Raw genomic sequence first — 26,221 nt, forward strand, 5'->3', positions numbered from 1 at the left:
GAAGCGGCTGGCGACGGGCGACTTACCGGCCGGCGAGGGCGACCGGCGACCTGCGCACCGGTCGAAGACGGCTGGCGGGAGGCGCACCCGCGCACCGGCCGAAGCGGCTGGCGACGGGCGACTTACCGGCCGGCGAGGGCGACCGGCGACCTGCGCACCGGTCGAAGACGGCTGGCGGGAGGCGCACCCGCGCACCGCCGACGGCGACCGGCGGGGAGGCACATCGGCCGAAGATGACCGGCGGAGGCGACCGGCGGAGCGTCAGGCGGGAAGCGGGAAGCGGGAAGCGGGAAGCGGGAAGCGGAAGACGCAGGCGGCGGACGCGCCGGCGCGCCGGCGCGTCGGCGCGGGTACGCGCGCGGGTGTGCCGGTGGGCCTGCCCGGCCGCAGGTCCACCCGCGCGCCCCCACCCCTACGGCTGCGCCACCACGACGCAGCTCTCCCCGGGCACCCGGAGCACCCCCTCGTCGTCCGGCGGCGACACCGGTTCCCACGCGGCGAGGATTTCGGCAGGGCGGGTGCCCAGGGGGATCTCCACGGGGGTGCCGGAAAGGTTCACGGCCACGCAGATGTCCCCCCGCCGGAAGGCCAGCCAGCGGGCCTCCTCGTCGTGGGCCACCTTGATGTCGGCGAGGTCGGGGTCGGTGAGGTCGGGCTGCTCTTGGCGGAGGGCGATGAGCCGGCGGTACCACGCCAGCACGCGCGCGTGGTGCTCGCGGCCGGGTTCGGCCCAGTCGAGGCAGGAGCGGTCCCGGGTCGCCGGGTCCTGCGGGTCGGGCACGTCCTCCTCGGCCCAGCCGTGGGACGCGAACTCCCGTCGCCTGCCCCGCCGTACCGCCTCCGCGAGTTCGGGATCGGTGTGGTCGGTGAAGAACTGCCAGGGCGTGCCCGCCGCCCACTCCTCGCCCATGAACAGCATGGGCGTCGCCGGACCGGTCAGCACCAGCGTGGCGGCGCAGGCGAGCAGGCCGGGGGCGAGGCCGGCGGAAAGCCGGTCGCCCTGCGCGCGGTTGCCCACCTGGTCGTGGGTCTGGCTGTATCCGAGGAGCCGGTGCGCGGCGATCTTCGAACGGTCCAGCGGCCGGCCGTGCCGCCGGCCCCGGAAGCTGGAGTAGGTGCCGTCGTGGAAGAAACCGCCGGTGAGCGTCTTGGCGAGTGCGGCGACGGGGGCGCGCGCGAAGTCGGCGTAATAGCCCTGCGACTCGCCGGTCAGCGCCGTGTGCAGGGCGTGATGGAAGTCGTCGTTCCACTGCGCCTGGAGTCCCAGCCCGCCCTCCGCGCGGCCGGTGATGAGCCGAGCGTCGTTCCGGTCGGACTCGGCGATCAGGAACAGCGGGCGGCCCGAATCCGCGGCGAGGGCGTCCACCGCGGCCGACAGCTCCTCCAGGAAGTGCACGGCGCGCGTGTCCACCAGCGCGTGCACGGCGTCCAGCCGCAGCCCGTCGAGCCGGTAGTCGCGCAGCCACGCCAGCGCGCTGCCGATCAGGAAGGCGCGCACCTCGTCCGACCCGGGCGCGTCCAGGTTGACGGCCGTGCCCCAGGGCGTGTGGTGGCGGTCCGTGAAGTAGGGGCCGAACTCGGGCAGGTAGTTGCCGGACGGCCCGAGGTGGTTGTGCACGACGTCCAGGACCACGCCGAGACCGAGTTCGTGGGCCCGGTCGACGAAGCGTTTCAGCGCCGCGGGCCCTCCGTACGGCTCGTGCACCGCCCAGAGCGAGACCCCCTCGTACCCCCAGCCGTGCCGGCCGGGAAACGGGCACAGGGGCATCAACTCGACGTGTGTGACACCGAGTTCGGCCAGGTGCTCCAGCCGCTCCGCTGCCGCGTCCAGCGTGCCCTCGCGCGTGTACGTGCCCACGTGCAGCTCGTACAGGACCGCACCCGGCAGCGGGCGCCCGGGCCACTCGGCACGCCAGGAGTGGAGCCCGTGGTCCACCACGGCGCTCAGCCCGTCCGGGCCGTCCGGCTGCCGCCGCGAGCGCGGATCGGGCCGCGCCGGCCCGTCGTCCAGCGCGAAGCCGTAGCGCGTGCCGTCACGCGCATCCGCGTCGGCCGTCCACCACCCCGCTCGCTCCGGGTCCTGCTCCATGGCGCGCGTGACTCCGTCGCAATGGAGCGTCACACGGCCGGCCTGCGGTGCCCACACCTCGAACTGCACGGACGGTTCCCCTTCGTCTGCTCACCGTGATGTAGCTCGACCATCGTGCTTCACACGAGATCAATCCGCTTGTGCATACCCCCTTTTGCGCCGGGTGTCGTCCGGTACGCGCGCGTGGTGGCCGTTTCCCCGATTTCTGGACACCCGGGGTTCACTGCCCGACAATCACCGGTGTGACGTCGTCCTTCGAGTTCTCGACCTACCCCGCGCGGCTGTCCGACGCGGAGCGCGACAAGGCGCTCAAGGTGCTGCGTGACGGCGTCGCCATGGGCCGTCTCTCGCACGACACGTTCGTCCGGCGGATGGAACTGGCGCTCGCCGCCCGCCGGTCCGACGAGCTCGCCGTCCTCACCGCCGACCTGCCTTCCGAGAGCCGCATCGCGCGCGCGGTGTTCGGCACGGTCGAGGCGGTGTCGGGCTTCACCGAGCGGCTGCGCAGGGCCTGGCGGGCCGAACGGCTGCCCAAGCTGCTCCTGCCCCACCCCGCGGCCGGCCATCCCCTGCGGATAGGCCGTGACCCGGCCAACGGACTGCGGCTGAACCACGAGACGGTCTCCCGGGTGCACGCCGAACTCACCCGCCAGGGCGGCATGTGGGTCCTGCGGGACCTGGGCTCCACCAACGGCACCACGGTGAACGGGCGGCGCGTCACCGGCGCCACCGTGGTCCGCGACGGCGACCTGGTGGGCTTCGGGCAGACGGCGTTCCGGCTCGCGGCCAGTTGAGCGGCAGACTGTCCGGACGGCCTCACGGGCCCGGTACGCCGGCGCTCGGGGCGCTCGCCTCCTGCTTTCACGTCCTCATCCTCAAGTCGCCCCGATGACTGCGGTGTTGACGTACACCTGAACTCGTGACTGACTGTGCCTACACCACGCACACCAGGTGAACCGACGGCACCACGGAGGTGTGCCCTGCCGCCTCTCCTCCGTTACCCGACCGTCGACGAGCTGGGCGCGCGAGCGGCCGCCCTCGTGGCCCGCCATCCCCGTGCCGCACGGCTGCGCCGCGTCGGCACCTCACGGGCGGGCACGCCCCTGTGGGTGCTGTCCGTCGGCCACGGCAGCCGTCACGCCCTGATCGTCGCCGGACCGCACGCCAACGAGCCCGTCGGCGGCGCCACCGTCCTGCTGCTGGCCGAGCGTGCCCTCGCCGACCCCCGCCTGACCGAGGACGCCGACACGACCTGGAACCTGCTGCTGTGCCTCGACCCCGACGGCCTGCGGCACAACGAGGGCTGGCTGTCGGGTCCTTACAGCCTCGACCGGTACTTCCGGAGGTTCTTCCGCCCCGGCTTCCTGGAACAGCCCGAGTGGCTGCCCGACGGCGCGGCGGGCGCCGCACTGCCGGAGACGCGTGCCCTGCTCGCTCTCCAGGACGAACTGAAACCTTTCTTCCAATGCTCCCTGCACGGCGTCGACGTCGGAGGCGGCTTCGTCGAACTCACGCGTGACCTCCCCGGCCTCCCGCAGGCCGTGGCACGGACGTCGGCCCGCCTCGGCATCCCGCGCGAACTCGGCGCGTACGACGCGCTGTACTGGCCGGTGCTCGGGCCAGCCGTCTACCGGATACCGCCGCCGCACCGGGGTGACCTGGTCGCCGCCATCACCGAGGCGGCCGTCGAGTCGACCTGGTACCACCCGCACCGGCACGGCACCGTGACAGCGGTCGTGGAGGCGCCCATGTGGGGCGTGGAAGCCGTGGGGGACGGCGCCGCGCCCGCCGACGCGGACGCGGCGCTGCGGACCCTCAGCCAGGCCCTGCGTCACGACACCCGGCTGCTGCGAGGCGTCCTCGCGCGCGTGCGCCCGCATGCCGCCACGTCCCCGGACGCGGCCCGCCTGCTCGCCCCGGTCGACGACTACCTGCTGGTGTGCCCGGGGCTCGCCGACGCCTGGGACCCCGACCTCGGCGACCGGCCGCGCCGCGCCCTGCCGCCGCTGACCACCGCCCATCTGACGGCCCTGCGCATCGCCGGACGGCGGCTGGTGCTGCGGACGGCGGGGTTGCTGCACCAGCTCGTCACGCGCGAGGGGCGCGACCCGGCAGGTGTGCTGCCGGAACTGGACGCGCTGGTCGACCGGTGGTGCGCCGAGTACCGGGACGGCTGCGGGGCCCGCTGGATCCCCGTCGCGCTCCAGGCCGAGTACCAGTCCCAGGTGATTCTCGACGCGTTCGAGCCGGCCCTGCGGCACGGGTCCCGGGGCTTCCGTTCGGGTGAGCCCGGCTGGGGGTGCGAACCGGTCGTGCCGATGCATCGGGAATGACGCACACCCTCACCACGAAAGCCGTACGGGGCGGTCTGTGGGCCGCGGCCGCGGCCGCCCTCCTCCTCGTCGGTGCCGCACCGGCGCCGGCGACCGTCCAGGAGTCCCGTGCGAGCGACTGGCTCTACCTCTCGGTCACCCGGGGCGACGGCGGGTCCAGCGACACACGCGGCACGCTGCTGCTGTGCGAGCCGCCCCAGGGGCACCGGCGGGCCGCCGAGGCCTGCGCCCAGCTCGACTCCGTGGGCGGCGACATCAGCCGCCTGCCGCTGAAGCAGGCCTACTGCCCCATGGTGCATGCGCCGGTGACCGTCCACGCGCGCGGGCAGTGGCGCGGGCATGCGGTCGACTACCGGCAGACGTTCTCGAACGACTGCGTGGCGACGGCGCGTACGGGGGCGGTCTTCGCGCTGGACGACGACGAGGTGAAAGAGGTGAAAGAGGTCGGCGAGTCGAGTGAACCGAACGGGCGGACGCGTCCTGCGGGCTGACGCGGTGACGGGGGGCACGCGCGCGTGGGCTGGGCCGCTCGCGCGCGTGTCCCCCGGTCGCGCCGACGGGTCCACGTGGCGCTCGGGGCCCCATTCGCCGCGCGCGTGCGCCGCGGTCACGCCGACCGGTCACGCGCGTGCAGGGCCGCCGTGACGACAGTGCGGGCCTGGTGCTCGACCTGGTTCTCCAGGGGCACCCAGCGGGCCCGGAAGCGGTCGGCGAAGGCCTCGCTCCAGGTCGCGACGAGCCGTTCCAGGCGCGGGGCCGCCCGGTCGTCGGTCTCCTGAAGGACCCGCAGCAGCATGGCCGCCGCCCGCAGCGGCAGGCGGCGGGCGAAGGCGTCGACGCTCCCGATGTAGGCCATCGTGTGCCCGGCGGGCGGCGTGTGTGTCCAGTCGGCGGCCAGCCCCGGCACCAGTTCCAGCGCCCATCTGGCGGCCCGCAGCAGGGGCCCGTCGACGCCCTCCAGACGAGGCGATGCCTCCGCAAGCACCCGCTCCACCCGGCGCGCGTCCCGCAGCAGCCGGCCCGCCAGGCGCCGCATCGCGGTGGCCGGCGCCGGATGCGTGGCCGGGTCGTCCACCAGGTCGCTCGCCCACATGGGCACCTCCACGACCGCCGTCAGGCCACCGTACCGGTGCACGTGGTACCAGGTGCTGTGCCGCGCGTCGTCCGAGGGCATGCTCGGATACGCGAGTCCCGCACCGGCGGCCGGCATCACATGGACGCCGGGGCCGGTCGCCGGCCAGCCCGCGGCGTCCGACGCCCCCGTCTCCACGGGGATGTGCAGCTCGGCCGCGGACTTGGCGAAGGGCTCGGCCAGTCCGGGTATCTCCTTCGTCAGCTGCACCCAGCTGCCACCCAGGTCCGTGCCGTGCAGGGACACCTGGAGGTAGGGGCGCAGCTCGTCGATGACGCCGGTCAGGGCCCGGGTCTCGGGCGGCAGCCGGTCCGGTGGCAGCACGGCCGGCGACCACTCCGGCTGCTCCGGGCCGGCGGGCCGGAAGAACCCGAGGTGGTAGTCGAAGAGACTGCGCGGCGCGGGGGTGACGTGCAGACTCGCCCCGTCGGGGTCCGCGCACAGCAGGAAGTGCCATGAGATGCCGGACCGCAACCGCCATTCGTGCACGACGCGCTCGGCGACCGCCAGCAGCGTCGAGCCCCCCGTCGGTTCGTTCGCGTGCGCGCCCGCGACGACCAGGACGGCATGCCGGGAGCGCCCCACGGACAGCAGGTGGAGAGGCCGGCCCGCGCGGGAGACGCCGATCTGCCGGAGGGTGCACAAGCCGGGTTCCCGAGCGGCCAACGCCCGGGCGGACGCCACGATTTCGGTCACGGTGGGGTAGCGCGGCTCCGGCAGAAGACTCACCCCCGACTTGTTCCGCCCGGCTTCGCACCCGCAGTACCGCACGCTCCGGAGACAGTGTCAAGGAGAGGGCGGGGAGCCTGCAGGGGGCGCCCGGAGGCACGTACCGCGAGGGGAGACGCGTTCACGCCAGGCATGGCACCCACATCCTGGCCGCCCCGCCTCCGGCGCTCTCCCCGCAGGCCCCTCCGGGTGCCCACACCACAGCGGACTCGCCGAGCCGACCCTTCACAGCCGGCTCGCCGAGCCCACCCACTTCCGCCGCAGCCGCCCCTTCTCAGCCGAGTCGTCTCGTGCCACCCACTCCAGCGGCATTGCTCACCCGACCCTTCTCAGCCGCAACGCCTCAGCCGCCCCTGTCAACCGACCCGTTCCAGCAGCACCACCGGCAGTGGCTCGAAAAGCTCCCCCACGCGCGCGTGCCCGCTGAACTTCCGCCCCGTATCGAGCACATCGGCCCAGCTGCCCGGCGGCAGCGGCAGCGCCGTGTCGCGCCAGCCACCCGCCTCCGCCAGCCGCAGCGACAGCCGTGTGACCGCCACGACGACCTCACCCGAGCGGGCATACGCCAGACAGTGCGCGGCCGCCGCGCCCTCGGCCGCCAGCGGCGTGTACGCCGCGGCGTCCCCGAACACCTCGGGCCGCCGCGCCCGCAGCCCCAGCGCCGCCCTGGTCAGTTCCCCCTTGGCGCCGGGATCCGCGGCCGGGGGGAACCCGGCGGGCCCGCGGTTGTCGGGGTCGACCAGCGCCCGGTACTCGCCCTCCGTGCCCTGGTACAGATCGGGCACCCCCGGCATGGTCAGATGGACCAGCGCCGTGCCGAGCACATTGGCCCGGATGTGCGGCTCCAGCTCCGCGCGCAGCGCGGCCACGGCCTCCCCCGGGGGCCCGCACGGGCCCGCGTCGACGAACGCCGCCACCGCCTCCTCGTACGGCGGCTCCTGCTCCGTCCAGCTGGTGTACAGCCCTGCCTCGCGCACATGCTTCAGCAGCGCCTGCCGTACCCGGGCCGCGTCGGCCGCGCCGAGGCCGAACACCGTCTGCCAGGCCGCCCACGCCAGCTGCGCGTCCGGCACACCCTCACCCGTGCGGGTCACGTCCGTGAGCACGTCCGCCCAGCGCTGCGGGCACTCGGTGAGCACGGCCAGTGCCGCCCGCACGTCGGCGCTGCGCTTGGTGTCGTGTGTCGACACGACCGTCCCGGTCAGCGGCCAGTCGCGCTGCACGCGCGCGCAGTACGCGTGGAACTCCTCCGGGGGCAGCGCGGGGACCCCCGGGTTGCCGCCCACTTCGGTCGCCGACAGCAGCGGCACATAGCGGTAGAACGCCGTGTCCTCCACGGACTTCGCCCGCAGCGCCGACGCGGTCTGCGCGAAGCGCGCCCGGAACTCCAGATGGCCCGGCGCGTCGCCGTACCGCCCCAGGACCAGCCCGCGCACGACGTCGACGGCTCCGGCCTCCTCGGGTACGACGAAGGCCGCCCTGGCCTCCGCGGCGGCCTCCTCGGTGACGACGGCCGCGGCGTCCCCGGAGCTGTACGGCCGGTAGACCTCCAGCCGCACCAGCAGCTCACGCAGCGCCGTGTGCAGCGCCCAGGGCGCGCGGTCACGCAGCTCGAGGTCCCGCGAGGAGGCGCACAGCCGGCTCGCCGTCCGGGTCAGCCGGTCCACCTCGGCGGCCAGCTCGTGCTCCAGCACGCGGTACGCCGCACGCCGTACCGTCGACTCCCAGTGCCCGCCGCGGTCCGTCTGCGGCGCCGCGAACCGCCGGTACTGTCCCAGAAGTTCACCGGCGCCGGCGGGGTCCGTGAACACGCCGTCGACGTGCCGCAGGGCGTCGTAGCCCGTAGTGCCCGCGACGGGCCAGGAGGCCGGCAGGTGTTCCCCGTCGGACAGGATCTTCTCCACGACCGTCCAGCGGCCGCCGGTCGCCTCGTGCAGCCGCCGGAGGTACGCGTCGGGGTCGGCGAGACCGTCGGGGTGGTCGATGCGCAGCCCGTCGATCACGCCGTCGTGCAGGAGCTGAAGGATCTTCGCGTGCGTCGCCTCGAACACTTCCGGGTCCTCCACGCGCACCCCGATGAGCTCCGAGATGCTGAAGAAGCGCCGGTAGTTGAGCTCGGTACGGGCCAGCCGCCACCACACCGGCCGGTACCACTGCGCGTCCAGGAGCTCCGGCAGCGGCAGCTGTTCGGTGCCCTCGCGCAGTGGAAAGGCGTGGTCGTGGTAGCGCAGGACGCCGCCGTCGACCTGGAGGTGCTCGATCGCGGCGCCGAGCGGCTGTCCCAGCACCGGAACCAGCAGCCGGCCGCCCTGTGCCTCCCAGTCGATGTCGAACCAGCGCGCGTACGGCGACTTGGGACCCTCCCGGAGCACCTCCCACAGGGCCCGGTTGTGGTGCGGCACCATCGCCATGTGATTCGGCACGATGTCCAGCACCAGGCCGAGCCCGTGCTCCCGCGCGGTGTTCGCGAGGGCCCGCAGCCCCTCCTCGCCGCCCAGTTCCGCACGTACGCGCGCGTGGTCCACGACGTCGTAGCCGTGCAGTGAGCCCGGTACGGCCTCCAGGACGGGGGACAGATGCAGATGGGAAACGCCGAGCGAGGCCAGATACGGCACGGCCGCCGCCGCGGCACCGAACGGGAACTCGGGCTGCAGCTGCAGCCGGTACGTGGCCGTGGGCACCACCGGGTCAGGACGCTCAGGTGTCATGGAAAGCTACGTACCCGCCCCGCCGCGTTTCGTGTCATCGCCCCCTGCGCGTGCGCCCACACGCGTGGCCGGCCACGGGCGACGGGGAGGCCCGCAACTCGCCCGCGCCCCGCCGCCCGCTCGCCCGGACGGGCCCGTGCACGCCGCCATGGGAGTGATCGGCGCCGCTTTCGGCACCACCACGGCCGCCGCACCGGACGGCGCGCCCGGCGACGTACACCGGGCGCGCCGGGAGCACCTCCCACGCGCGCGTGCCCGGCAGCGGCACCTAGGCGGGGCGCTGCAGCACCGTCAGGCTCCGGTCCGGCAGCGTCAGCCGGTCGCCGTCCGCCACCTTCGTGCCCGTGCCCGGGGGCACGCCCTCGGGCCGGGCGGTGTCCACGACGACCTGCCACTGCCGGCCGTGGTTGACCGGCACCACGAAGTCCAGCGCCTTGGGTGAGGCGTTGAACATGAGCAGGAACGAGTCGTCGGTGATCCGTTCCCCGCGTGGCCCAGGCTCGGAGATCGCGTTGCCGTTGAGGAACACCGTGAGCGCCGACGCCTGCGCCGACTCCCAGTCCCGCTGGGTCATCTCGTTGCCCTCGGGAGTGAACCATGCGATGTCGGACAGCTCGTCATGGGTGCCCTCCACCAGCCGGCCGTGGAAGAAGCGGCGCCTGCGCAGCACCGGGTGGTCCCTGCGCAGCCACACCATCGCGCGCGTGAAGTCCAGCAGTTCGCTGCCGTCCTCGGGCCACCGTACCCAGGCCAGGTCGCTGTCCTGGCAGTAGGCGTTGTTGTTGCCGCGCTGGGTGCGCGCGAACTCGTCACCGTGGCTGATCATCGGCACGCCCTGGGACAGCATGAGCGTGGCGATGAAGTTGCGCATCTGCCGGTCCCGCAGCGCCAGCACGGCGGGGTCGTCGGTCTCGCCCTCCGCGCCGCAGTTCCAGGACCGGTTGTGGCTCTCGCCGTCGCGGTTGTCCTCTCCGTTGGCCTCGTTGTGCTTGTCGTTGTAGGACACCAGGTCGTGCAGCGTGAAGCCGTCGTGGCACGTGACGAAGTTGATGGAGGCGAGCGGCCGGCGCCCGTCGTCCTGGTACAGGTCGGACGAGCCGGTCAGCCGGGACGCGAACTCCGCCATGGTGCGCGGCTCACCCCGCCACAGGTCCCGTACCGTGTCCCGGTACTTGCCGTTCCACTCCGTCCACAGCGGCGGGAAGTTGCCCACCTGGTAGCCGCCCTCGCCCACGTCCCAGGGTTCGGCGATCAGCTTCACCTGGGACACCACCGGGTCCTGCTGCACCAGGTCGAAGAACGACGACAGCCGGTCCACCTCGTGGAACTGCCGCGCCAGCGTGGCCGCGAGGTCGAAGCGGAAGCCGTCGACGTGCATCTCGGTGACCCAGTACCGCAGCGAGTCCATGATCAGCTGGAGCACGTGCGGGGACCGCATGAGCAGGGAGTTCCCGGTCCCGGTGGTGTCCATGTAGTACCGGGGGTCGTCCGCCAGGCGGTAGTACGACGGATTGTCCAGACCCCGGAAGGACAGCGTCGGGCCCAGATGGTTGCCCTCGGCGGTGTGGTTGTAGACGACGTCCAGGATCACCTCGATCCCGGCCTCGTGCAGCGCGCGTACCGCCGACTTGAACTCCAGGACCTGCTGGCCCCGGTCGCCCCAGGAGGCGTACGCGTTGTGCGGGGCGAAGAAGCCGATGGTGTTGTAGCCCCAGTAGTTGTTCAGGCCCATGTCCACCAGCCGGTGGTCGTTGACGAACTGGTGTACGGGCATCAGTTCCAGGGCAGTGACGCCGAGCCCGGTGAGGTGCTCTATCACCGCCGGATGGGCGAGCGCCGCGTAGGTGCCGCGCAGCTCCTCCGGCAGTCCCGGGTGGCGCATGGTCAGGCCCTTCACATGAGCCTCGTAGATCACCGTCTCGTGGTACTCCGTGCGCGGCGGCCGGTCGTCGCCCCAGTCGAAGTACGGGTTCACCACGACGGACGTCATGGTGTGCGGTGCGGAGTCCAGGTCGTTGCGCTTGTCCGGTGAGCCGAACGGGTAGCCGTACACCTCCTCGCCCCATGAGATGGAGCCGCTGATCGCGCGCGCGTACGGGTCGAGCAGCAGCTTCGCCGAGTTGCAGCGCACCCCCCGCTCCGGGGCGTACGGGCCGTGCACGCGGTAGCCGTACCGCTGCCCGGGCATCACGCCCGGCAGGTACGCGTGCCGGACGAACGCGTCGCTCTCCCGCAGTTCCACCGCCGTCTCCGAGCCGTCGTCGTGCAGCAGACACAGCTCTACTCGGTCCGCGGCCTCCGTGAAGACCGCGAAGTTGGTGCCGGCGCCGTCGTACGTGGCGCCGAGCGGATATGCCTCTCCAGGCCAGACCTGCATGGATACGACTCTTCCAGGTGTGTCGTGCCGGTGGGACCGCCTTGACCCCGAGTCTCCACGAAAGTGAGGGAACCACCTATGACTTACTGCCCTCTTACCGGTCGACCAGTGCATACGGAGGTTTGCCGAATCAGTGGGGCAGACACGTACTCCCCTGGAGATCAGGGGCAGTAGGGGGAGATTGTGCGCAACACGGTGCACCGCCACCTGGGCAAGGTCGTGGCCGGTGCCGCCATCGCGGTCGCCGGGACGGCCGTCATGGTGGGCATCACCCTGCCGGGCACGGCAGGCGCGGACGACACGGCCGGGGGAACGGCCGGTGGACGCGGGGGCCAGCAGGCGGCCCGGAACGCGGGAGACGGCCAGGCAGCCGTCCCCCCGGGCGTCGTCGAGCAGGCCCCGGAAGAGGGTGAGAAGGGCACCGGCCGTGACCCGCTCACCGAGGACGAGACGAAGCGGGTCGAGCGGATCGCGCTCAGCCGGCAGCTGATCACCTCCGGCCAGGGTGTCGACGGCGGCCGCGGACCGCAGCGGCTCGGAGTCGAGCTCGCCGAACCGGAGGCCGCGGAGCTGGGAGACGCGAACGCGCCCCGGCGGGCCGAGGTCTCGTTCTACGACTACCGGGACGACACCCTCGTCACCCGGACGGTCAACCTCGCCACCGGAAAGGTCGAGCGGACCGCCAGCCAGCAGGGCGTCCAGCCGCCGCTCAGCCGCGACGAGGCCACCGAGGCGGCCCGGCTGCTGATCGCCGACCCGCTGGGCGCGGGTCTGAGGGCCGACTACAAGGACGCCACCGGCAAGGAGCTCACCGCGCCGGACCAGCTGCTGCTCAACAGCATGGTGTACCGGGCCACGCCGGGCGCCCAGCCCGCCGTGCTCGACAGGTGCGGGGAGCACCGCTGCGTACGGCTGTTTCCCAAGGTGAAGAACGGCCCCTGGATCGACACCCGTCACCTGGTGGTCGACCTGAGCGCCCGCAAGGTCGGCGAGCTCGCCGGCTGAGCCACCCGCGCGCGGGAGCAGCCCCGCCGCCTTCGTACCGGACCACATCCCGCCCGATCCTCCAGAAGGCTCCGGGGAGCCTTCCGCAAGGGAGCCGCATTCGTCATGCCCGTGATCAGCAACAGCCGCGCCCGCAGGCGGACGGCCCTGGCCCTCGCCCTGGCCGGGCTGGCCGCCGGCGCCACCACCGGGGTTTCCCCGGCCACCGCCCAGCCCGAGGCCGCGCCCGCTCCGGCGGCCGACTGCAGCGCCCCATACCGCATCGAGCAGAAGCTCTCCACCGGTACCACCTGGCGGATGTGCTGGCGCTACCACAAGGAGGCCGGTCTCGTCCTGGAGCACATCACCTACCAGCCGCCGGGGGAGGCCCGCCCGATCAAGGTGCTGTCCTCCGCCAAGCTCGGCCAGATCCATGTGCCCTACGACGACGGCAAGAACGAGTACCACGACCTCACCCAGGCCGGTTTCGGCCAGGGCCTGAAGGACCTGGCGCCCGGTGAGTGCCCCGGGGGCACCATCAAGACCGTCCGCGTGCCCGAGGCCTGGGACCCGTCCCACCAGAACGTCAAGGGCCTGTGCACCACCACTCGTTCGCGTGGTCACGCCTACCGCATGCAGGGCGACACCGCGAGCAAGGTCTTCCAGAAGCAGGGCAAGGACCTGCTCGTCTACACCGTCAACCAGGTCGGCTGGTACGAGTACATCACCGAGTGGCGCTTCCAGGACGACGGCACGATCAACATGAACGTCGGCGCCACCGGCTCCCTGTCGCCCATGGACTACGACGCCGGCGACGGCCGCGGCTGGCCGATCGGCAAGGGCGCCAAGGCCTACGCCACCAGCCACAGCCACAACGTCTTCTGGCGGCTGAACTTCAACCTGGACGGCTCCACCAAGGGCCGGATCGAGCAGTACGACTCCAAGGTCAGCGCCCCCGCGAACGGCCGACCGGCACCCACCAACAAGACCACCCGCACCGCGATCACCAAGGAGCTCGCGGGCGACGCCAGGAACATGCGCTGGTGGCGTGTGGTCAGCGCGACCGGCAAGAACAAGGACGGGCACCGGCGTTCGTACGAGCTGGTGCCCGGCGCCGGCGCCAAGTACCCGGGCCGCGGCTACACCAAGCACGACGTGTACTTCACCGAGTACGACAAGTGCGAGCAGTACGCCAGCGACAACCTGCCGAACTGCGGTGCGGGACACGGCAAGTCCGTCGACAAGTGGGTGAACGGCCAGGCCCTGAAGAACCCCGTGGTCTGGGTCAACATCGGCTACCACCACGTGGCGCGGGACGAGGACCAGCAGCCCATGCCGGTCCACTGGCAGGGCCTGTCCGTCGCCCCGCGTGACGTCACCGCTATGAATCCGCTCACGCCTGCCGAGCTGGCCGGTCAGAATGGACGTCCCGAGTAAGGAAGTTGGGAGACGAGCCTGCCCATCCGGCTGCACCGCCGACCGCTCCCGGAGTACCCTTCCTTGATCGTTGGGACGGGGAGTGCTCGGGGGAGCGGAAGGCGGTGCGCGGGTGGGCTCGGGAGGGCTGGAGCTGCCCCCTGGTGACGAGGGTCACGAGGGGAGCTCCGCAGAGGTCCCGCCCGGCACGGTGTCCCTGGCCAGACCGATGGAGACGCACTCGATCGGCCCGGAACTGGACTGGGACGCCGAAGCCTGGCGCGAGGTGCGCACCCGCGCCCAGCGAGCCGGGCGTGCCTACATCTGGCTCAACCTCGTCGAGCAGCGCCTGCGCGCGGTCGTGGCCGCCGTCCTGCGGCCCATCTACGAACCGGTCCACGGCGACGACTGGGTGGTCGCCGCGGCCGGTCCGGCCGGCCAGGAGTGGGTCCAGCGCGCGGTCGCCGTACGCGAGGTCAGCCGCCGCAAGGGGTATCTGCTCGACCCCGCCGACGACAACGTGCTGAGCTTCCTCACCCTGCCCCAGCTGCGCGAGCTGATGGTCCAGCACTGGCCCTGCTTCGAGCCCTACGTCGACGAGCGCCGGGACGTCGAACTCGCGCTCGACGAGCTGGAGGTCACCCGGAACGTCGTCTCCCGCAACCGTGCCCTGTCCGAGGCCGTGCTGAACCAGGCCGAGCGGGCCTCGGCGCGTCTGCTGGAGGTCCTCGGTGCGGGCGGGGACGTGCCCTCGGCGCGCCGGCTGCCCGTCGACGCGGTCGAGGACCTGGTGGGCGACCGCTACTCCGACGTGGTCGCCGTGCACTCCGACCGGGTGCGGCTGATGCGCCGGTTCCCCGCCGAGGACATCTTCGGCGGCGCCCGCCGTCTCGACGCCGTCGGCATCGGCCTCAACCTGCTCGTGCAGAACTTCTCCGGGCGCCGGCTGGTGCGCCTCGCCGAGGGCGGCTGCCGGGTGCGGCTGCTGTTCCTCAACCCCGCCTCCAGCGCGGTGAAGCGGCGCGAGCGCGAACTGAACATCAAGCGGGGCGAGCTGAGCCGGGCCGTGGAGATGAACATCCTGCACATGCGCCGGGTGCGCGCCCGGCTGCGGGACCCGGGGGCCTTCGAGATCCAGGTCTACGACGAGACCCCGCGCTTCACCGCCTACCTCGTCGACGGCGACGGATCCGACGGCATCGCGGTCGTGCAGTCCTATCTGAGCCGCACCCGCGGTATGGAGGCACCGGTACTGGTGCTGCGGAACGGCAGCCGGGTGGTGAAGTCGGGCGAGACGGACGAGGCCGGACTCTTCGGAACGTACCGGGAGGAGTTCGAAGCGGCATGGGTGGATTCACGCCCTGTGTCCTGAATCGGCGTCACCTGTCCCGGCGTCACGCCAGGGGCCCAAGCGGAACGCTGTCCTCTGATTGTCAGTGCCGCATGCGATCGTGGAGATCACTGGGGGAAAGCACCACCAAGAAGGGGGGCCGCCCATGGGCTGGCACCGGGAGCTGCTGATCGGCTTCGACCTGGAGACGACCGGGACCGATCCGCGCGAGGCGCGCATTGTCACGGGGGCCGTGATCGAGGTGAGGGCCGGTCAGCCCTTGGGACGCCGGGAGTGGCTGGCGGACCCGGGAGTGGAGATCCCGGCGGACGCGGTGGCGGTGCACGGGATCAGCAACGAGCGCGCGATGGCCGAGGGCCGCCCGGCCGACCAGGTCGCCGGCGCGATCGCGGACGTGCTCGTGGGCTACTGGAAGACGGGCGTCCCCGTCGTCGCCTACAACGCCGCCTTCGACCTCACCCTGCTCTCCGCCGAACTGCGGCGGTACGGCCTGCCGTCCCTGCGCGACCGTCTCGGCGGCCTGCACCCGGCGCCGGTCATCGACCCTTACACCATCGACCGCCAGGTCGACCGGTACCGGCCGGGCAAGCGCAATCTCGAAGCCGTCTGCACGGAGTACGGCATCGTCCTCGACGGCGCCCACGACGCCTCCGCCGACGCACTCGCCGCCGCCCGGCTGGCCTGCGCGATAGCCGGCCGCCACCCCAAGGTCGCGGCCCTCGGCCCGGCGGAACTGCACCGCCGCCAGGTCGAGTGGTACGCCGAGTGGGCGGCGGACTTCCAGACCTTCCTGCGCCGCAAGGGGGACGCCACCGCCGTGGTGGACGGGCTGTGGCCGCTGAGGGAGCCGGCGGGCGAGCGGGTCTGAGCCACGCCAGGCCGGTCCGGCGGCGGGGGAGCGGAAACCGGTACACCAGCCGACGGCGGCCCTCTGCTCAGAACGGATACCAGCGCACCGTGGTGTCCCCGTCCCGCAGGGACGCCACCCGGCGCGCGAACTCGGCCAGCGCCTTGGGATTGCTCGGCGCGTGCTGGGCCACCCAGGCGCAGCTGGCCGTCTCCCGCGCCCCGCGCAGCACCGCACAGCCCTCCCACTCACGCACGTCCCAGCCGTAGGCCTCGGTGAAGGAGTCGTAGGCCGCCGCCGAGAGGCCGTAGCGGTCGCGGGAGAGGGCCATCACCACCAGGTCGTGCTCCCGCAGGTCGGCGGAGAAGGTCTCCAGATCGACCAGGACCGGACCGTCGGGGCCGATGTGCACGTTGCGGGGCAGCGCGTCGCCGTGGATCGGGCCGGGCGGCAACTGCGGGGTGAGCGCGGCCGCGGCCGACGCGAACCCGTCACGCCGCTCGCGCAGATACGCCGCGTCCGCCGGGTCGATCGCGTCGCCGGCGAGCCGCAGCCAGCGCTCCACACCGCCCAGCAGTTCGCGGGGCGGCAGTGCGAAGGAGGGGGAGGGGGTCGCGTGCACCACCCGGAGCAGTTCGGCCAGATCCCGGGGCTCGGCCGGCCGTACGGGGTCGGGCAGCCGGTGCCACACGGTCACCGGGTGCCCGTCGACGAGCAGTGCCGTCTCCGCGGCAGCCCGGACGGCGGGGACACCGGCCCGTGCCAGCCACAGCGCGACGGCCAGCTCCCGGCGCGCCCGGTCGAGGAGTTCGGCGTCGCGGCCCACCTTGACGACCAGGTCACCGACGGCGAACACGGCGTTCTCGCCGAGGGCGAGGAGCCGCGCGTCCCGTGCCGGACCGGGCAGCACCCCTGCCGCGTCCAGTACGTGTCGCGCCCGTGCCTCGTCCATCGTCCGCCTCCGTGATCCGCCGTCACCGGGTCCGTGGCCCGAACCGCGGGTGCCGCGTCCGTGCCGTCCGTCGGCCAGTGTCGCATTCGCACAGGTCGGACGGCGTGCGCGGTCCCTTGACGACCCAGACCGCCTTCACGACCATGACGGGGGCCCACCGGGCTCCAGCACGTCACGAGCCGCGCGAAGGAGCCGAATTCCGTGACCTTGGTGACCGAGGTGAGGCGCGCGAAACACGCGCCCGGCCGGGGCCGTGAGCGGCGTGGCGGCGACCACGGCGCATGGTTCCTGGTGCTGCCCGCGCTCCTGCCGATCCTCGTACTGAGCGTGGGACCGCTGCTGTACGGGATCCTGCTGGCGTTCACCGACGCCCAGTCGGGACGCACCGAGCCCACCCAGTGGATCGGCACCCTGAACTTCCGGGACCTGCTGCGGGACACACTGTTCTGGGAGTCGTTCCGGATCGGGCTGGTGTGGGCGGTCGGCGTGACCGTGCCGCAGTTCCTGCTGGCGCTCGGCCTCGCCCTGTTGCTGAACGAAAGACTGCGACTGCGCTGGCTGGCCCGAGCCCTGGCGATCATCCCCTGGGCGATGCCCGAGGTCGTCGTCGGCATCATGTGGCGCCTCGTCTACAACCCGGACGCGGGCGTCCTCAACGAGACACTGCGCGACCTGGGCCTCGGCGACGGCCGTGACTGGCTCAGCGGCCTGGGCACCGCACTGCCCGCGGTCGTCGTCGTCGGCGTCTGGGCGGGGATGCCGCAGACGACCGTCGCGCTGCTCGCCGGGTTGCAGAACACCCCGCGCGAACTGCACGAGGCGGCCGCGATCGACGGCGCGGGCGCCTGGCGGCGCTTTCGGACGGTCACCTGGCCCGCCCTCAGACCGGTCGCGCTGGCCATCACGGCCCTGAACTTCATCTGGAACTTCAACTCCTTCGCCCTGGTCTACGTCCTGACCAGCGGCGGTCCAGGCGGGCGGACCCGGCTGCCGATGCTGTTCGCCTACGAAGAGGCCTTCCGCTACGGCCAGTTCGGCTACGCGGCGGCGATGGGCTGCGTGATGGTCGCGGTGATCTCGATACTGCTCGCCCTGTTCCTGGTGGGCCGGCTCAGGGGAGGTGACGACGTATGAGGACCCGCACCGGCGCCCGCGTCGGCCAGTACGTGGCACTGCTCGCGTATCTCGTGTTCCTCGCCTTCCCCTTCCTCTGGCTGATCTCCACCGCCTTCAAACCCCCGCAGGAGCTGGGCAGTCTGCACCCCACGTGGATCCCCGAGCACCCCACGCTCGCCAACTTCCGGCAGGCATTCGACGAGCAGCCACTGCTGCGCGCCGCACTCAACTCCCTGCTGGCCGCGACCGGAGCGGCGGTGATCGCGGTGCTGATCGCGACGCCGATGGCGTACGTCATGGCCCGCCACCGCACCCGGCTGGGGCGGGCGGCGACCGGCTGGGTGGTGGTCAGCCAGGCGTTCCCCTTCGTGCTGGTGATCATCCCGCTCTTCCTCGTGCTGAAGAACCTGCGGCTGATCAACTCCCTGCCGGGCCTGGTGCTGGTGTACGTCGTATGGGCGCTGCCGTTCGCGCTGTGGATGCTCGTCGGATACGTCCGTGCCGTGCCGGCCGAGCTGGAGGAGGCGGCGGCGGTCGACGGCGCCGGGCGGCTGCGGACGCTGGTGTCGGTGACCGCGCCGCTGCTGGCGCCGGGGATCGTGGCGACGGCCCTGTTCGCGTTCATCACCGCCTGGAACGAGTTCTTCTTCGCCCTGGTCCTGCTCAAGACTCCCGGGAAACAGACCCTGCCCGTGATCCTGACCCACTTCATCGGCGCGGAGGGTGTGGCGGACCTCGGCCCGCTCGCCGCCGCCGCGTTCCTCGCGACCCTGCCCTCCCTGCTCGTCTTCGCCCTCATCCAGCGGCGGATCACGGGCGGCATGCTCGCCGGGGCGGTGAAGAGCTGATGCGCGCGAGGAAGGCAGGGATCGTCGCCGTCGCCCTGATGCTGCTCACCGCCTGCACGGGCGGCGCGCGGGACGACCCGGCGGACGGCGTGATCACGCTCCGCTTCCAGTCCCTGGCCTGGCAGCAGGAGTCCGTGGAGGTCAACAAGGAACTGGTGGCGGAGTGGAACGCGGCCCATCCGGACGTGCGCGTCGAGTACGTCCAGGGCAGCTGGGACAGCGTCCACGACCAGCTCCTCACCTCCTTCGAGGGCGGTGAGGCGCCGGACATCATCCATGACGCCTCCGACGACCTGGCCGACTTCGCCTACGGCGGTTACCTCGCCGATCTCACCGGCCTGCTGCCCGAGCGGCTCAGGACCGACATCCCCCGGCGCAGTTGGGAGACTGTGACCTTCGGGGACGGCATCTACGGGGTGCCGTTCCTCCAGGAGCCGCGGGTGATCATCGCGAACTCCACCTGGCTGAAGGAGTCCGGCGTACGGATCCCGACTCCCGAAGAGCCGTGGACGTGGACGGAGTTCCGGGACGTGACGAAGGAGCTGAGCGGAGGGGGGAAGTACGGAGTGGCCTGGCCGCTGAAGGAACCCGTCTCGGCCACGCTCAACCTCTCCCTGTCGGCGGGCGGGCAGCTCTTCCACCGCGGTGCGGACGGCAGGGTCACGGTCCGCTTCGAAGCCGGTGACGAGGTGGTACCGCGCACGATCCACGACCAGGTCGCCACCGACGCCAGTGCGTCGGCCTCGACGCTGGGCAGCGGCGGTTCGGACACGCTCCCCGGCTTCTTCGGCGGCAGGTACGCGATGGTGCCGCTCGGGTTCTCCTACCGTCAGCAGATCGTGCAGCAGGCGCCGGAGGGCTTCGACTGGCAGGTGCTGCCGGCGCCGGCCGGTGTGGGCGGGCCGGCCCAGGGGGTCAGTCCGCAGACGCTGTCCGTGGCCGAGGACAGCCCGTACAAGAAGGAGGCGGCGGCCTTCATCGGATTCCTGCTGCGGCCGGAGAACATGGTGCGCCTGGCCCTGGGCGACTGGATGCTGCCCACCGGCACGCGGGCCCTGAAGGATCCCGCCCTGCGCACGGCCAGATACGGCTGGGCCACCGGTACCGCCCTTGCCTCGCACCTGCGTTCCGCGCCCGCGCTGTCGGTCCGGGGCTATCCGGAGTGGAAGGACAAGGTGGCGACGCCTGCGTTGCAGGAGTACTACAGCGGCGCGATCGGCCTCGGCGAGCTGCGAAGACGGCTGGAGGAGGACGGCAATCTGGTGCTGGCGCGGTATCAGCGCTGAACGGGCACGGGAGCCCGGACGCAGGCGGGCGGGGACTGCAGTTGCACGAGACGTATCGTCTCGTCTACGGTTCGGGGCATGACGCACATCGCCATGTTCTCCATCGCCGCCCACGGTCATGTGAACCCGAGCCTGGAGGTGATCCGTGAGCTGGTCGCCCGCGGGCACCGGGTGACGTACGCGATTCCTCCGGTGTTCGCGGAGAAGGTCGCCGAGACCGGTGCCGAGGTGAAGCCCTGGAACTCGACGCTGCCGTCACCCGACGACGACCCTCAGGCGTGGGGCAGCACCTTGCTGGACAACGTCGAACCCTTCCTGAACGACGCCATCCAGGCCCTGCCGCAGCTGATCGAGGCGTACGAGGGCGATGAGCCGGACCTCGTGCTGCACGACATCAGCTCGTATCCGGCGCGGGTGCTCGCCCACCGCTGGGGCGTCCCGGCCGTCTCCCTCTCGCCGAACCTGGTGGCCTGGGACGGCTACGAGAAGGAGGTCGCCGAGCCGATGTGGGAGGAGCCGAAGAAGACCGAGCGCGGCCAGGCCTACTACGCGCGATTCCAGGCCTGGCTGGAGGAGAACGGCATCACCCAGCACCCCGACCCGTTCGCGGGGCGGCCCGCCCGCTCCATCGTGCTGATCCCCAAGGCGTTGCAGCCGAACGCCGACCGGGTCGACGAGACCGTGCACAGCTTCGTCGGCGCCTGCCAGGGCGACCGCAGCGCGGAGGGACAGTGGCAGCGGCCCGCCGGGGCGGAGAAGGTCGTGCTGGTCTCGCTCGGGTCGGCCTTCACCAAGCAGCCGGCGTTCTACCGGGAGTGCGTGCGGGCGTTCGCCGGGCTGCCGGGCTGGCACGTGGTGCTCCAGATCGGCAAGCACGTCGATCCCGCGGAGGTGGGGGAGGTGCCGGCGAACGTCGAGGTGCGGTCCTGGGTCCCGCAGCTCGCCATCCTCAAGCAGGCCGACCTGTTCGTCACCCACGCGGGGGCGGGCGGCAGCCAGGAGGGCATGGCCACGGCCACCCCGATGATCGCCGTACCGCAGGCGGTCGACCAGTTCGGCAACGCGGACATGCTCCAGGGCCTCGGCGTGGCCCGTCATGTCCCGGCCGAGGAGGCCACCGCCGGGAAGCTCCGCGAGGCGGCTCTCGCGCTCGTCGACGACCCGGAGGTCGCCCGCCGGCTGGCGCAACTCCAGGCGGAGATGGCGAAGGAGGGCGGTACACGGCGTGCCGCCGACCTGATCGAGGCCGAACTGGCCGCGACCCGCGCGTGACTGTGCCAGGACAGCGCTGAGGGCCCATCGGTTCCCCAGGGCCGACGGGCCCTCGGTCTGTGCCGAGGCGGAGATCAGGCCCGCACCCGCTCCCCTTCCGCCACCACCGGCGTGCGCGGGGCCCCCGTCACCGCGTCGGCGGCCTCGTCGTGCGTCAGGTCCGGGAGGCGGTGCAGCCACTTCGGCAGGTACCAGTTGCGCTCACCGAGCAGCGCCATCACCGCCGGCAGCAGCACACCGCGGATGATCGTCGCGTCGATGAGCACCGCCGCCGCGAGGCCGACGCCCATCTGCTTCATGGACTGCATGGACAGGGTGCCGAAGATCGCGAAGACGGCGACCATGATGACTGCCGCGCTGGTCACGACCCCCGCCGTGGTGACCACGCCGTGTGTGATGGCGTCCCGCGTCGTCCGGCCGCGCAGCCGTGCCTCGCGAATCCGCGAGACCACGAACACGTGGTAGTCCATCGACAGCCCGAACAGGATCACGAACAGGAACAGCGGCAGCCAGCTGACGATGGCACCGACGCCCTCCGCGCCCACCAGCGACGCGCCCCAGCCGTGCTGGAAGACGGCGACCAGGATGCCGTACGCGGCGCCCACCGACAGCAGGTTCAGCACGATGGAGGTGATCGCGATCGTCAGCGAGCGGAACGACAGCAGCATCAACAGGAACGCGAACACCACGACGAACGCGAAGACGGGGGCCACGGACCCGACGAGCTGGTCGTTGAAGTCCTTCGAGCCGGCGACCTGACCGGTGATCGGCGCCTGGACGCCGTCGACCTTCCCGAGTGTCGCCGGCCGTACCTCGTCGCGGAGTATGTCCAGCCCGGCGCCCGCCTTGTCCAGGTCGGAACCGCCGACCAGTGGGACGTATACGAAGGCGACGTTCCTGGCGTCGTCCACCTCGATGTCGACCGGGCCGCGTGAGGCGCCCGAACTGATCGCCCGCGCACGGAAGTCGGCGAGTGCCGACCGCACCTCGGGCGCGTTGATGTCGTCGGCCTTGACGACCACCTCGGCCGGCTCGGTGCCGCCCGGGAACGCCTCGTTGACCCGGTTGTAGGTCTGCACGATGGGCAGCGAGTCGCCGAACTCCTGGTCCAGGGTGAGGTTCTGCGTCTTCATGCCGACCGCCGGAGCCGCGATCGCCAGCAGCGCCCCGGCCGCCACGGTCACGGAGACGACGGGCTTGGCGAGGACGCCCTTCAGCACGGCCGTCCAGAACCGGCTCTCCCCGGAGCCGTAGCCGCCCGGACGACGGCGCAGGAACGGGATCCGGCCCTTCTCCACCCGCTCGCCCAGCAGCGACAGCAACGCCGGCAGCACCGTCACCGAACCGACCATGGCAACGGCGACCACCATCAGCGAGGCCAGGCCCATCGCCTCGAACTCGGCGAGCCCGGTGAACAGCATCCCCGCCATCGCCACGCAGACCGTGACACCGGAGACGACGATCGCGCGCCCACTGGTCGCGGCGGCGATGCGCAGGGCCGTCTGCGCGTCCCGGCCGGCCTCGCGCTCCTCACGCTCACGGCGCAGATAGAACAGGCAGTAGTCGACGCCGACGGCCAGACCGACCAGCAGCATCACGGAGTTCGCGGTGTCACTCATCGGCATCACATGACTGACCACGCCCATCAGGCCCATCGTCGCCATGATCGCGGTGATCGCCAGCAGCACCGGCAGCAGCGCCGCCACCAGCGCGCCGAACGCGATGAGCAGGATGCCGAGCGCCACCGGCACGGCCGAGTACTCGGCCTTGCGGAAGTCGTCGCCGAACGCGTCGTCGAACGTCTTCATCATGCTGGCGCCGCCGATCTCCTCGATCCGCAGCCCGTCGTGCTCCTGCTGGACCCGCTCGACGGCCTTCAGCACCGGTTCCACCCGCTCGCCCGCGGTGTCCGACGCGCCCCGCATGTCGAACTGCACCAGCGCGCTGCGTCCGTCCGGGGAGATCGTCCTCGTCTCGTACGGCGTCGTGACGTCGGTGACCTCGCCGGTCGCGTCGACGGCCCTGACGACATCGGCGACCGCGGCACGGAACGCGGGGTCGGTGGCCTTGAGACCGCCGCCCTCGGACTGGATCAGGACGGTCTCGCCGGCCGGCTCCTCGATCCCGGCGTCCTCGATGATCCTCGCGGCGGTGTGGGTCTCCCCCTTGAGCTGGTCGCTGTCCTTGACGTCGACCCGGCCCGCCGCCGAACCGAGCCCGGTGGCCAGGACCACGAACAGCACCCAGATGCCGACGGCCGCCCATCGGTGCCGGGCGCTCCAGCCCCCGGCCCGTGCGGCGAATCCCCGCACGCGTATGTCTCCGTTCCCCATGACGGGCTGCCCCCTCGTGAGCGGTGGCGGCCCCCTGCCGCCCCCTTCCGTCTCGAAGTTATGGGCCGGACAGGGCCATCTCGTCGTGCTGCCCGGTGAGGCGCCGGGCAGCACGCTCCTCCGGACGGCCAGCTCGCGCTCAGCACTGAGGAGGACACCGGCCCCCTACATCTATCGGCCGATGTCCGGGCCGATGATCAGGGATCCGCCCTTGGGGCCCTTTGTGCCGACTCATGATTACGAAACTTTGTTGAACAAGTCACAGCTGTGTGCAGTGGTTGCTGCCGGCCGGTTCCATGGGCCAGAGTTTCGCGCAACCCGTACCCCGGGTCCGGCCGTCGTGCCCGCCCCCACGGGGCACGACGGCCGCTTAGGGTGGACGGGTGACGACGTATGCGGCGCTGTTGCGCGGGATCAACGTGGGCGGCAGCAAGAAGGTCCCGATGGCCGATCTGCGCGCCCTGCTGGAGAGCCTCGGTCACGAGGGCGTGCGGACGTATCTCCAGAGCGGACAGGCGGTGTTCACCGCAGTCCACGGCGACGAGGAGTCCCTGGCCGCGGAGCTGACGCGGGCGATCGAGGACCGGTTCGGCTTCGGCGTGGACGTCATCGTGCGCGACCACGCCTACTTGGAGGCGGTCGCCGCCCACTGCCCCTTCCCGGCCGCCGAACTGGAGGCCAGGCAGCTCCACGCCACGTACTTCTCCGAGCCGGTCGACGCGGAGCGTTTCGCCGAGATCGACCAGGTGGCCTTCCTCCCAGAGGAGTTCCGGCTCGGCGACCGCGTCCTGTACCTGTACGCGCCGAACGGCCTGGGCCGCTCCAAGCTCGCCGAGTACCTGGCCAGACCCCGCCTCACCAAAGGCGTGATCGCCACGAGCAGGAACTGGAACACGGTGACCAAGCTGGTGGAGCTCACCGGACCGGCGGCAGGGTGACCGGACGGCGCGTGCGGCCGGAGCCGCACGGCACGCTGTCACCCGAGTGGGCCGAAGTGGCCCAGGAGATGACCCGGCAACTGGACCGAGGGCGGGTGCCATTGCGCGACTAGCATCCCCGGCATGAGCGACTCCGTACCGACCCGTGTCGACTGTTACTTCGACCCCGCGTGCCCCTTCGCCTGGATCACCTCCCGCTGGCTGCTGGAGGTCGAACGCCACCGTCCGATCGATCTCCGGTTCCGTGTGATGAGCCTGTACCTGCACAACGCCGGGAACGAACTCCCCGACTGGTACCGGGACCTGGTGGACAGATCCGTCGGGCCGGTGCGGGTGGCGGTGGCCGCCGCCGAGCGGCACGGTGAGAAGGTGCTGCGCGACCTGTACACCGCCTTCGGCGTCCGCATCCACGAACGCGAGGCCGAGGACTTCGACGCGGTGATCACCGAGTCCCTGACCGAACTGGGCCTGGCCGGCGACCTCGCCGCCGCCGCGCACGACCCGGCGTACGACGAGGCGGTCCGCCGTAGCCACGAGGCAGGCGCGGAGGCGGAGACCGGGGGCTACGTCGGCACTCCCACCGTGCATGTCGACGGAACGGTGTGGTTTGGCCCCGTGCTGCGGGCCGTTCCGCGCGGCCCGCGGGCGGCCGAACTCTTCGACAGCTTCCGTGTCCTGGCCGGCCACCCGGACTTCTTCGAGCTCAAGCGGACGCGCACCGGAGGGCTCCGGTTCGACTGACCGAGCGGGGCGCGAGCAGCGCCGGCTCAGGCGCCGACAGCCGCCGGCATCGGCAGCCGTGCCCCGTCGTACCGCTCCAGCAGCACCCGGGCCACCTCCGGTGCCGGACCCAGCACACCGGCCAGGACGTCCGCCTCGGCCGCTCCCCGGGCGATGCGGTCCGGCAGGAAACCGGGAGCCAGGACGTACGGGGCGACGGCGACGCGTGCGCAGCCGAGGTCGCGCAGTTCGCGTACCGCCTCCTCGGTGCGGGGAAGAGATGCGGAGGCGAACGCAGGCCGCACGGCGCACCAACCGGTGTGCCGCCACTCCCGCGCGATTTCTGCGATCACTGCGATCGCCTCCGGGTCGGTGGATCCCGCCGAGGCCAGCACCACCCCGGTCGAGGACTTGTCGGCGGGCGTCAGCCCCGCCTCGTACAGCCGCCGCTCCAGCGCGTCCAGCAGCAGCGGCGAGGGGCCGAGCACCTCCGCCTGGCGGATCCGCAGCCGCCGTGGCGCCTCCCGCAGCACCGCCGGGATGTCCGCCTTCGCGTGGAAGGCGCGCGTCAGCAGCAGCGGCAGCGCCACGACGTCGCGGACGCCCTCCGCCGCCAGGGACTCCAGCACGCCCTGCACCGACGGGATGTTGAAGTCCAGGAAACCGAGTTCGACCCGCGCGCCCGGCCGCAGCGAGCGCACCCGCCGTACCAGGGCGTGCACGGTCGCGGCGTGCCGCGGGTCGCGGCTGCCGTGGGCGATGACGACAAGGACCGGTTCGTGGCGCATGG

At 72.1% G+C, this 26,221-nt stretch carries 19 protein-coding genes and 1 pseudogene; 13 read left to right on the forward strand and 7 right to left on the reverse strand.

Annotated features, from left to right (window positions below):
* Nucleotides 1-412 precede the first annotated feature (412 nt).
* Nucleotides 413-2,158 (reverse strand): malto-oligosyltrehalose trehalohydrolase, encoded by a 1,746-nt coding sequence (treZ, locus tag ACIHCM_RS11380; protein ID WP_399892724.1) that lies wholly within the window; start codon nt 2,156-2,158, stop codon nt 413-415.
* A 173-nt stretch (nt 2,159-2,331) separates the two neighbouring features.
* Between treZ and ACIHCM_RS11385 the strand changes: the two genes are divergently transcribed.
* The 3 genes from ACIHCM_RS11385 (at nt 2,332) to ACIHCM_RS11395 (ending at nt 4,913) form a co-directional block, all read left to right on the forward strand.
* Nucleotides 2,332-2,883, forward strand: coding sequence for an FHA domain-containing protein (locus ACIHCM_RS11385; RefSeq protein ID WP_399892727.1), 552 nt, complete (start codon nt 2,332-2,334; stop codon nt 2,881-2,883).
* 186 nt (nt 2,884-3,069) lie between these two features.
* Nucleotides 3,070-4,422: a M14 family zinc carboxypeptidase gene (locus tag ACIHCM_RS11390; protein ID WP_399893386.1), complete on the forward strand. Its 1,353-nt coding sequence runs from the start codon at nt 3,070-3,072 to the stop codon at nt 4,420-4,422.
* Nucleotides 4,419-4,913: an SSI family serine proteinase inhibitor gene (locus ACIHCM_RS11395; protein ID WP_399892730.1), complete on the forward strand. Its 495-nt coding sequence runs from the start codon at nt 4,419-4,421 to the stop codon at nt 4,911-4,913. Before ACIHCM_RS11390 ends, ACIHCM_RS11395 begins: the two co-directional genes overlap by 4 nt.
* A 116-nt stretch (nt 4,914-5,029) precedes the next feature.
* Here the strand turns inward: ACIHCM_RS11395 and ACIHCM_RS11400 are convergent, their stop codons facing one another.
* From ACIHCM_RS11400 to glgX, 3 genes are all read right to left on the reverse strand, one after another.
* Complete coding sequence (locus ACIHCM_RS11400) at nt 5,030-6,283, reverse strand: M14 family zinc carboxypeptidase (RefSeq protein ID WP_399892733.1); 1,254 nt, start codon at nt 6,281-6,283, stop codon at nt 5,030-5,032.
* Nucleotides 6,284-6,639: 356 nt separating this feature from the next.
* Nucleotides 6,640-8,991: a malto-oligosyltrehalose synthase gene (gene treY, locus ACIHCM_RS11405; RefSeq protein WP_399892735.1), complete on the reverse strand. Its 2,352-nt coding sequence runs from the start codon at nt 8,989-8,991 to the stop codon at nt 6,640-6,642.
* A 268-nt stretch (nt 8,992-9,259) separates the two neighbouring features.
* Nucleotides 9,260-11,368 (reverse strand): glycogen debranching protein GlgX, encoded by a 2,109-nt coding sequence (gene glgX, locus ACIHCM_RS11410; protein ID WP_399892738.1) that lies wholly within the window; start codon nt 11,366-11,368, stop codon nt 9,260-9,262.
* 183 nt (nt 11,369-11,551) lie between these two features.
* On the opposite strand from glgX, the gene ACIHCM_RS11415 reads away from it, so the two are divergent.
* The 4 genes from ACIHCM_RS11415 to ACIHCM_RS11430 all read left to right on the forward strand — a co-directional run bounded on the left by ACIHCM_RS11415 (nt 11,552) and on the right by ACIHCM_RS11430 (nt 15,987).
* Nucleotides 11,552-12,373, forward strand: a complete 822-nt coding sequence (locus ACIHCM_RS11415) for a Tat pathway signal sequence domain protein (protein ID WP_399892741.1) — start codon at nt 11,552-11,554, stop codon at nt 12,371-12,373.
* Between the two features lie 105 nt (nt 12,374-12,478).
* Nucleotides 12,479-13,789 (forward strand): copper amine oxidase, encoded by a 1,311-nt coding sequence (locus ACIHCM_RS11420; protein WP_399892743.1) that lies wholly within the window; start codon nt 12,479-12,481, stop codon nt 13,787-13,789.
* A 112-nt stretch (nt 13,790-13,901) separates the two neighbouring features.
* A complete protein-coding gene (locus tag ACIHCM_RS11425; protein WP_399893388.1) occupies nt 13,902-15,140 on the forward strand; it encodes an SAV2148 family HEPN domain-containing protein in 1,239 nt (412 codons plus the stop codon).
* 124 nt (nt 15,141-15,264) lie between these two features.
* Nucleotides 15,265-15,987: a 3'-5' exonuclease gene (locus tag ACIHCM_RS11430; RefSeq protein ID WP_399892746.1), complete on the forward strand. Its 723-nt coding sequence runs from the start codon at nt 15,265-15,267 to the stop codon at nt 15,985-15,987.
* A gap of 67 nt (nt 15,988-16,054) precedes the next feature.
* Here ACIHCM_RS11430 and ACIHCM_RS11435 read toward each other — a convergent pair whose 3' ends face one another.
* Nucleotides 16,055-16,918 carry a phosphotransferase enzyme family protein gene (locus ACIHCM_RS11435; protein WP_399892749.1) on the reverse strand — a complete coding sequence of 288 codons (864 nt, stop codon included), beginning with the start codon at nt 16,916-16,918 and terminating at the stop codon, nt 16,055-16,057.
* Nucleotides 16,919-17,119: 201 nt separating this feature from the next.
* On the opposite strand from ACIHCM_RS11435, the gene ACIHCM_RS11440 reads away from it, so the two are divergent.
* From ACIHCM_RS11440 to mgt, 4 genes and pseudogenes are all read left to right on the forward strand, one after another.
* The gene (locus ACIHCM_RS11440; RefSeq protein ID WP_399892752.1) at nt 17,120-18,052 is read left to right on the forward strand and encodes a carbohydrate ABC transporter permease; all 933 of its coding nucleotides are present in this window, start codon (nt 17,120-17,122) and stop codon (nt 18,050-18,052) included.
* Entirely contained in the window at nt 18,049-18,882 is an 834-nt protein-coding gene (locus tag ACIHCM_RS11445; RefSeq protein WP_399892755.1) for a carbohydrate ABC transporter permease, read from the forward strand. Before ACIHCM_RS11440 ends, ACIHCM_RS11445 begins: the two co-directional genes overlap by 4 nt.
* Complete coding sequence (locus tag ACIHCM_RS11450; protein ID WP_399892758.1) at nt 18,882-20,168, forward strand: ABC transporter substrate-binding protein; 1,287 nt, start codon at nt 18,882-18,884, stop codon at nt 20,166-20,168. The genes ACIHCM_RS11445 and ACIHCM_RS11450 overlap by 1 nt, the downstream gene beginning before the upstream one ends.
* Before the next feature lie 35 nt (nt 20,169-20,203).
* Nucleotides 20,204-21,440: pseudogene (gene mgt / locus ACIHCM_RS11455) on the forward strand (macrolide-inactivating glycosyltransferase).
* A 74-nt stretch (nt 21,441-21,514) separates the two neighbouring features.
* Here the strand turns inward: mgt and ACIHCM_RS11460 are convergent.
* A complete protein-coding gene (locus ACIHCM_RS11460; RefSeq protein ID WP_399892762.1) occupies nt 21,515-23,773 on the reverse strand; it encodes an MMPL family transporter in 2,259 nt (752 codons plus the stop codon).
* A gap of 383 nt (nt 23,774-24,156) precedes the next feature.
* Between ACIHCM_RS11460 and ACIHCM_RS11465 the strand changes: the two genes are divergently transcribed.
* Entirely contained in the window at nt 24,157-24,711 is a 555-nt protein-coding gene (locus tag ACIHCM_RS11465) for a DUF1697 domain-containing protein (RefSeq protein ID WP_399892765.1), read from the forward strand.
* Nucleotides 24,712-24,834: 123 nt separating this feature from the next.
* Nucleotides 24,835-25,452, forward strand: coding sequence for a DsbA family protein (locus ACIHCM_RS11470; protein ID WP_399892768.1), 618 nt, complete (start codon nt 24,835-24,837; stop codon nt 25,450-25,452).
* A 26-nt stretch (nt 25,453-25,478) separates the two neighbouring features.
* Here ACIHCM_RS11470 and ACIHCM_RS11475 read toward each other — a convergent pair whose 3' ends face one another.
* A complete protein-coding gene (locus ACIHCM_RS11475) occupies nt 25,479-26,219 on the reverse strand; it encodes a sirohydrochlorin chelatase (RefSeq protein WP_399892771.1) in 741 nt (246 codons plus the stop codon).
* Between the last annotated feature and the right edge of the window lie 2 nt (nt 26,220-26,221).

It is taken from the genome of Streptomyces sp. NPDC052023, assembly GCF_044548465.1.
Lineage (GTDB): Bacteria > Actinomycetota > Actinomycetes > Streptomycetales > Streptomycetaceae > Streptomyces.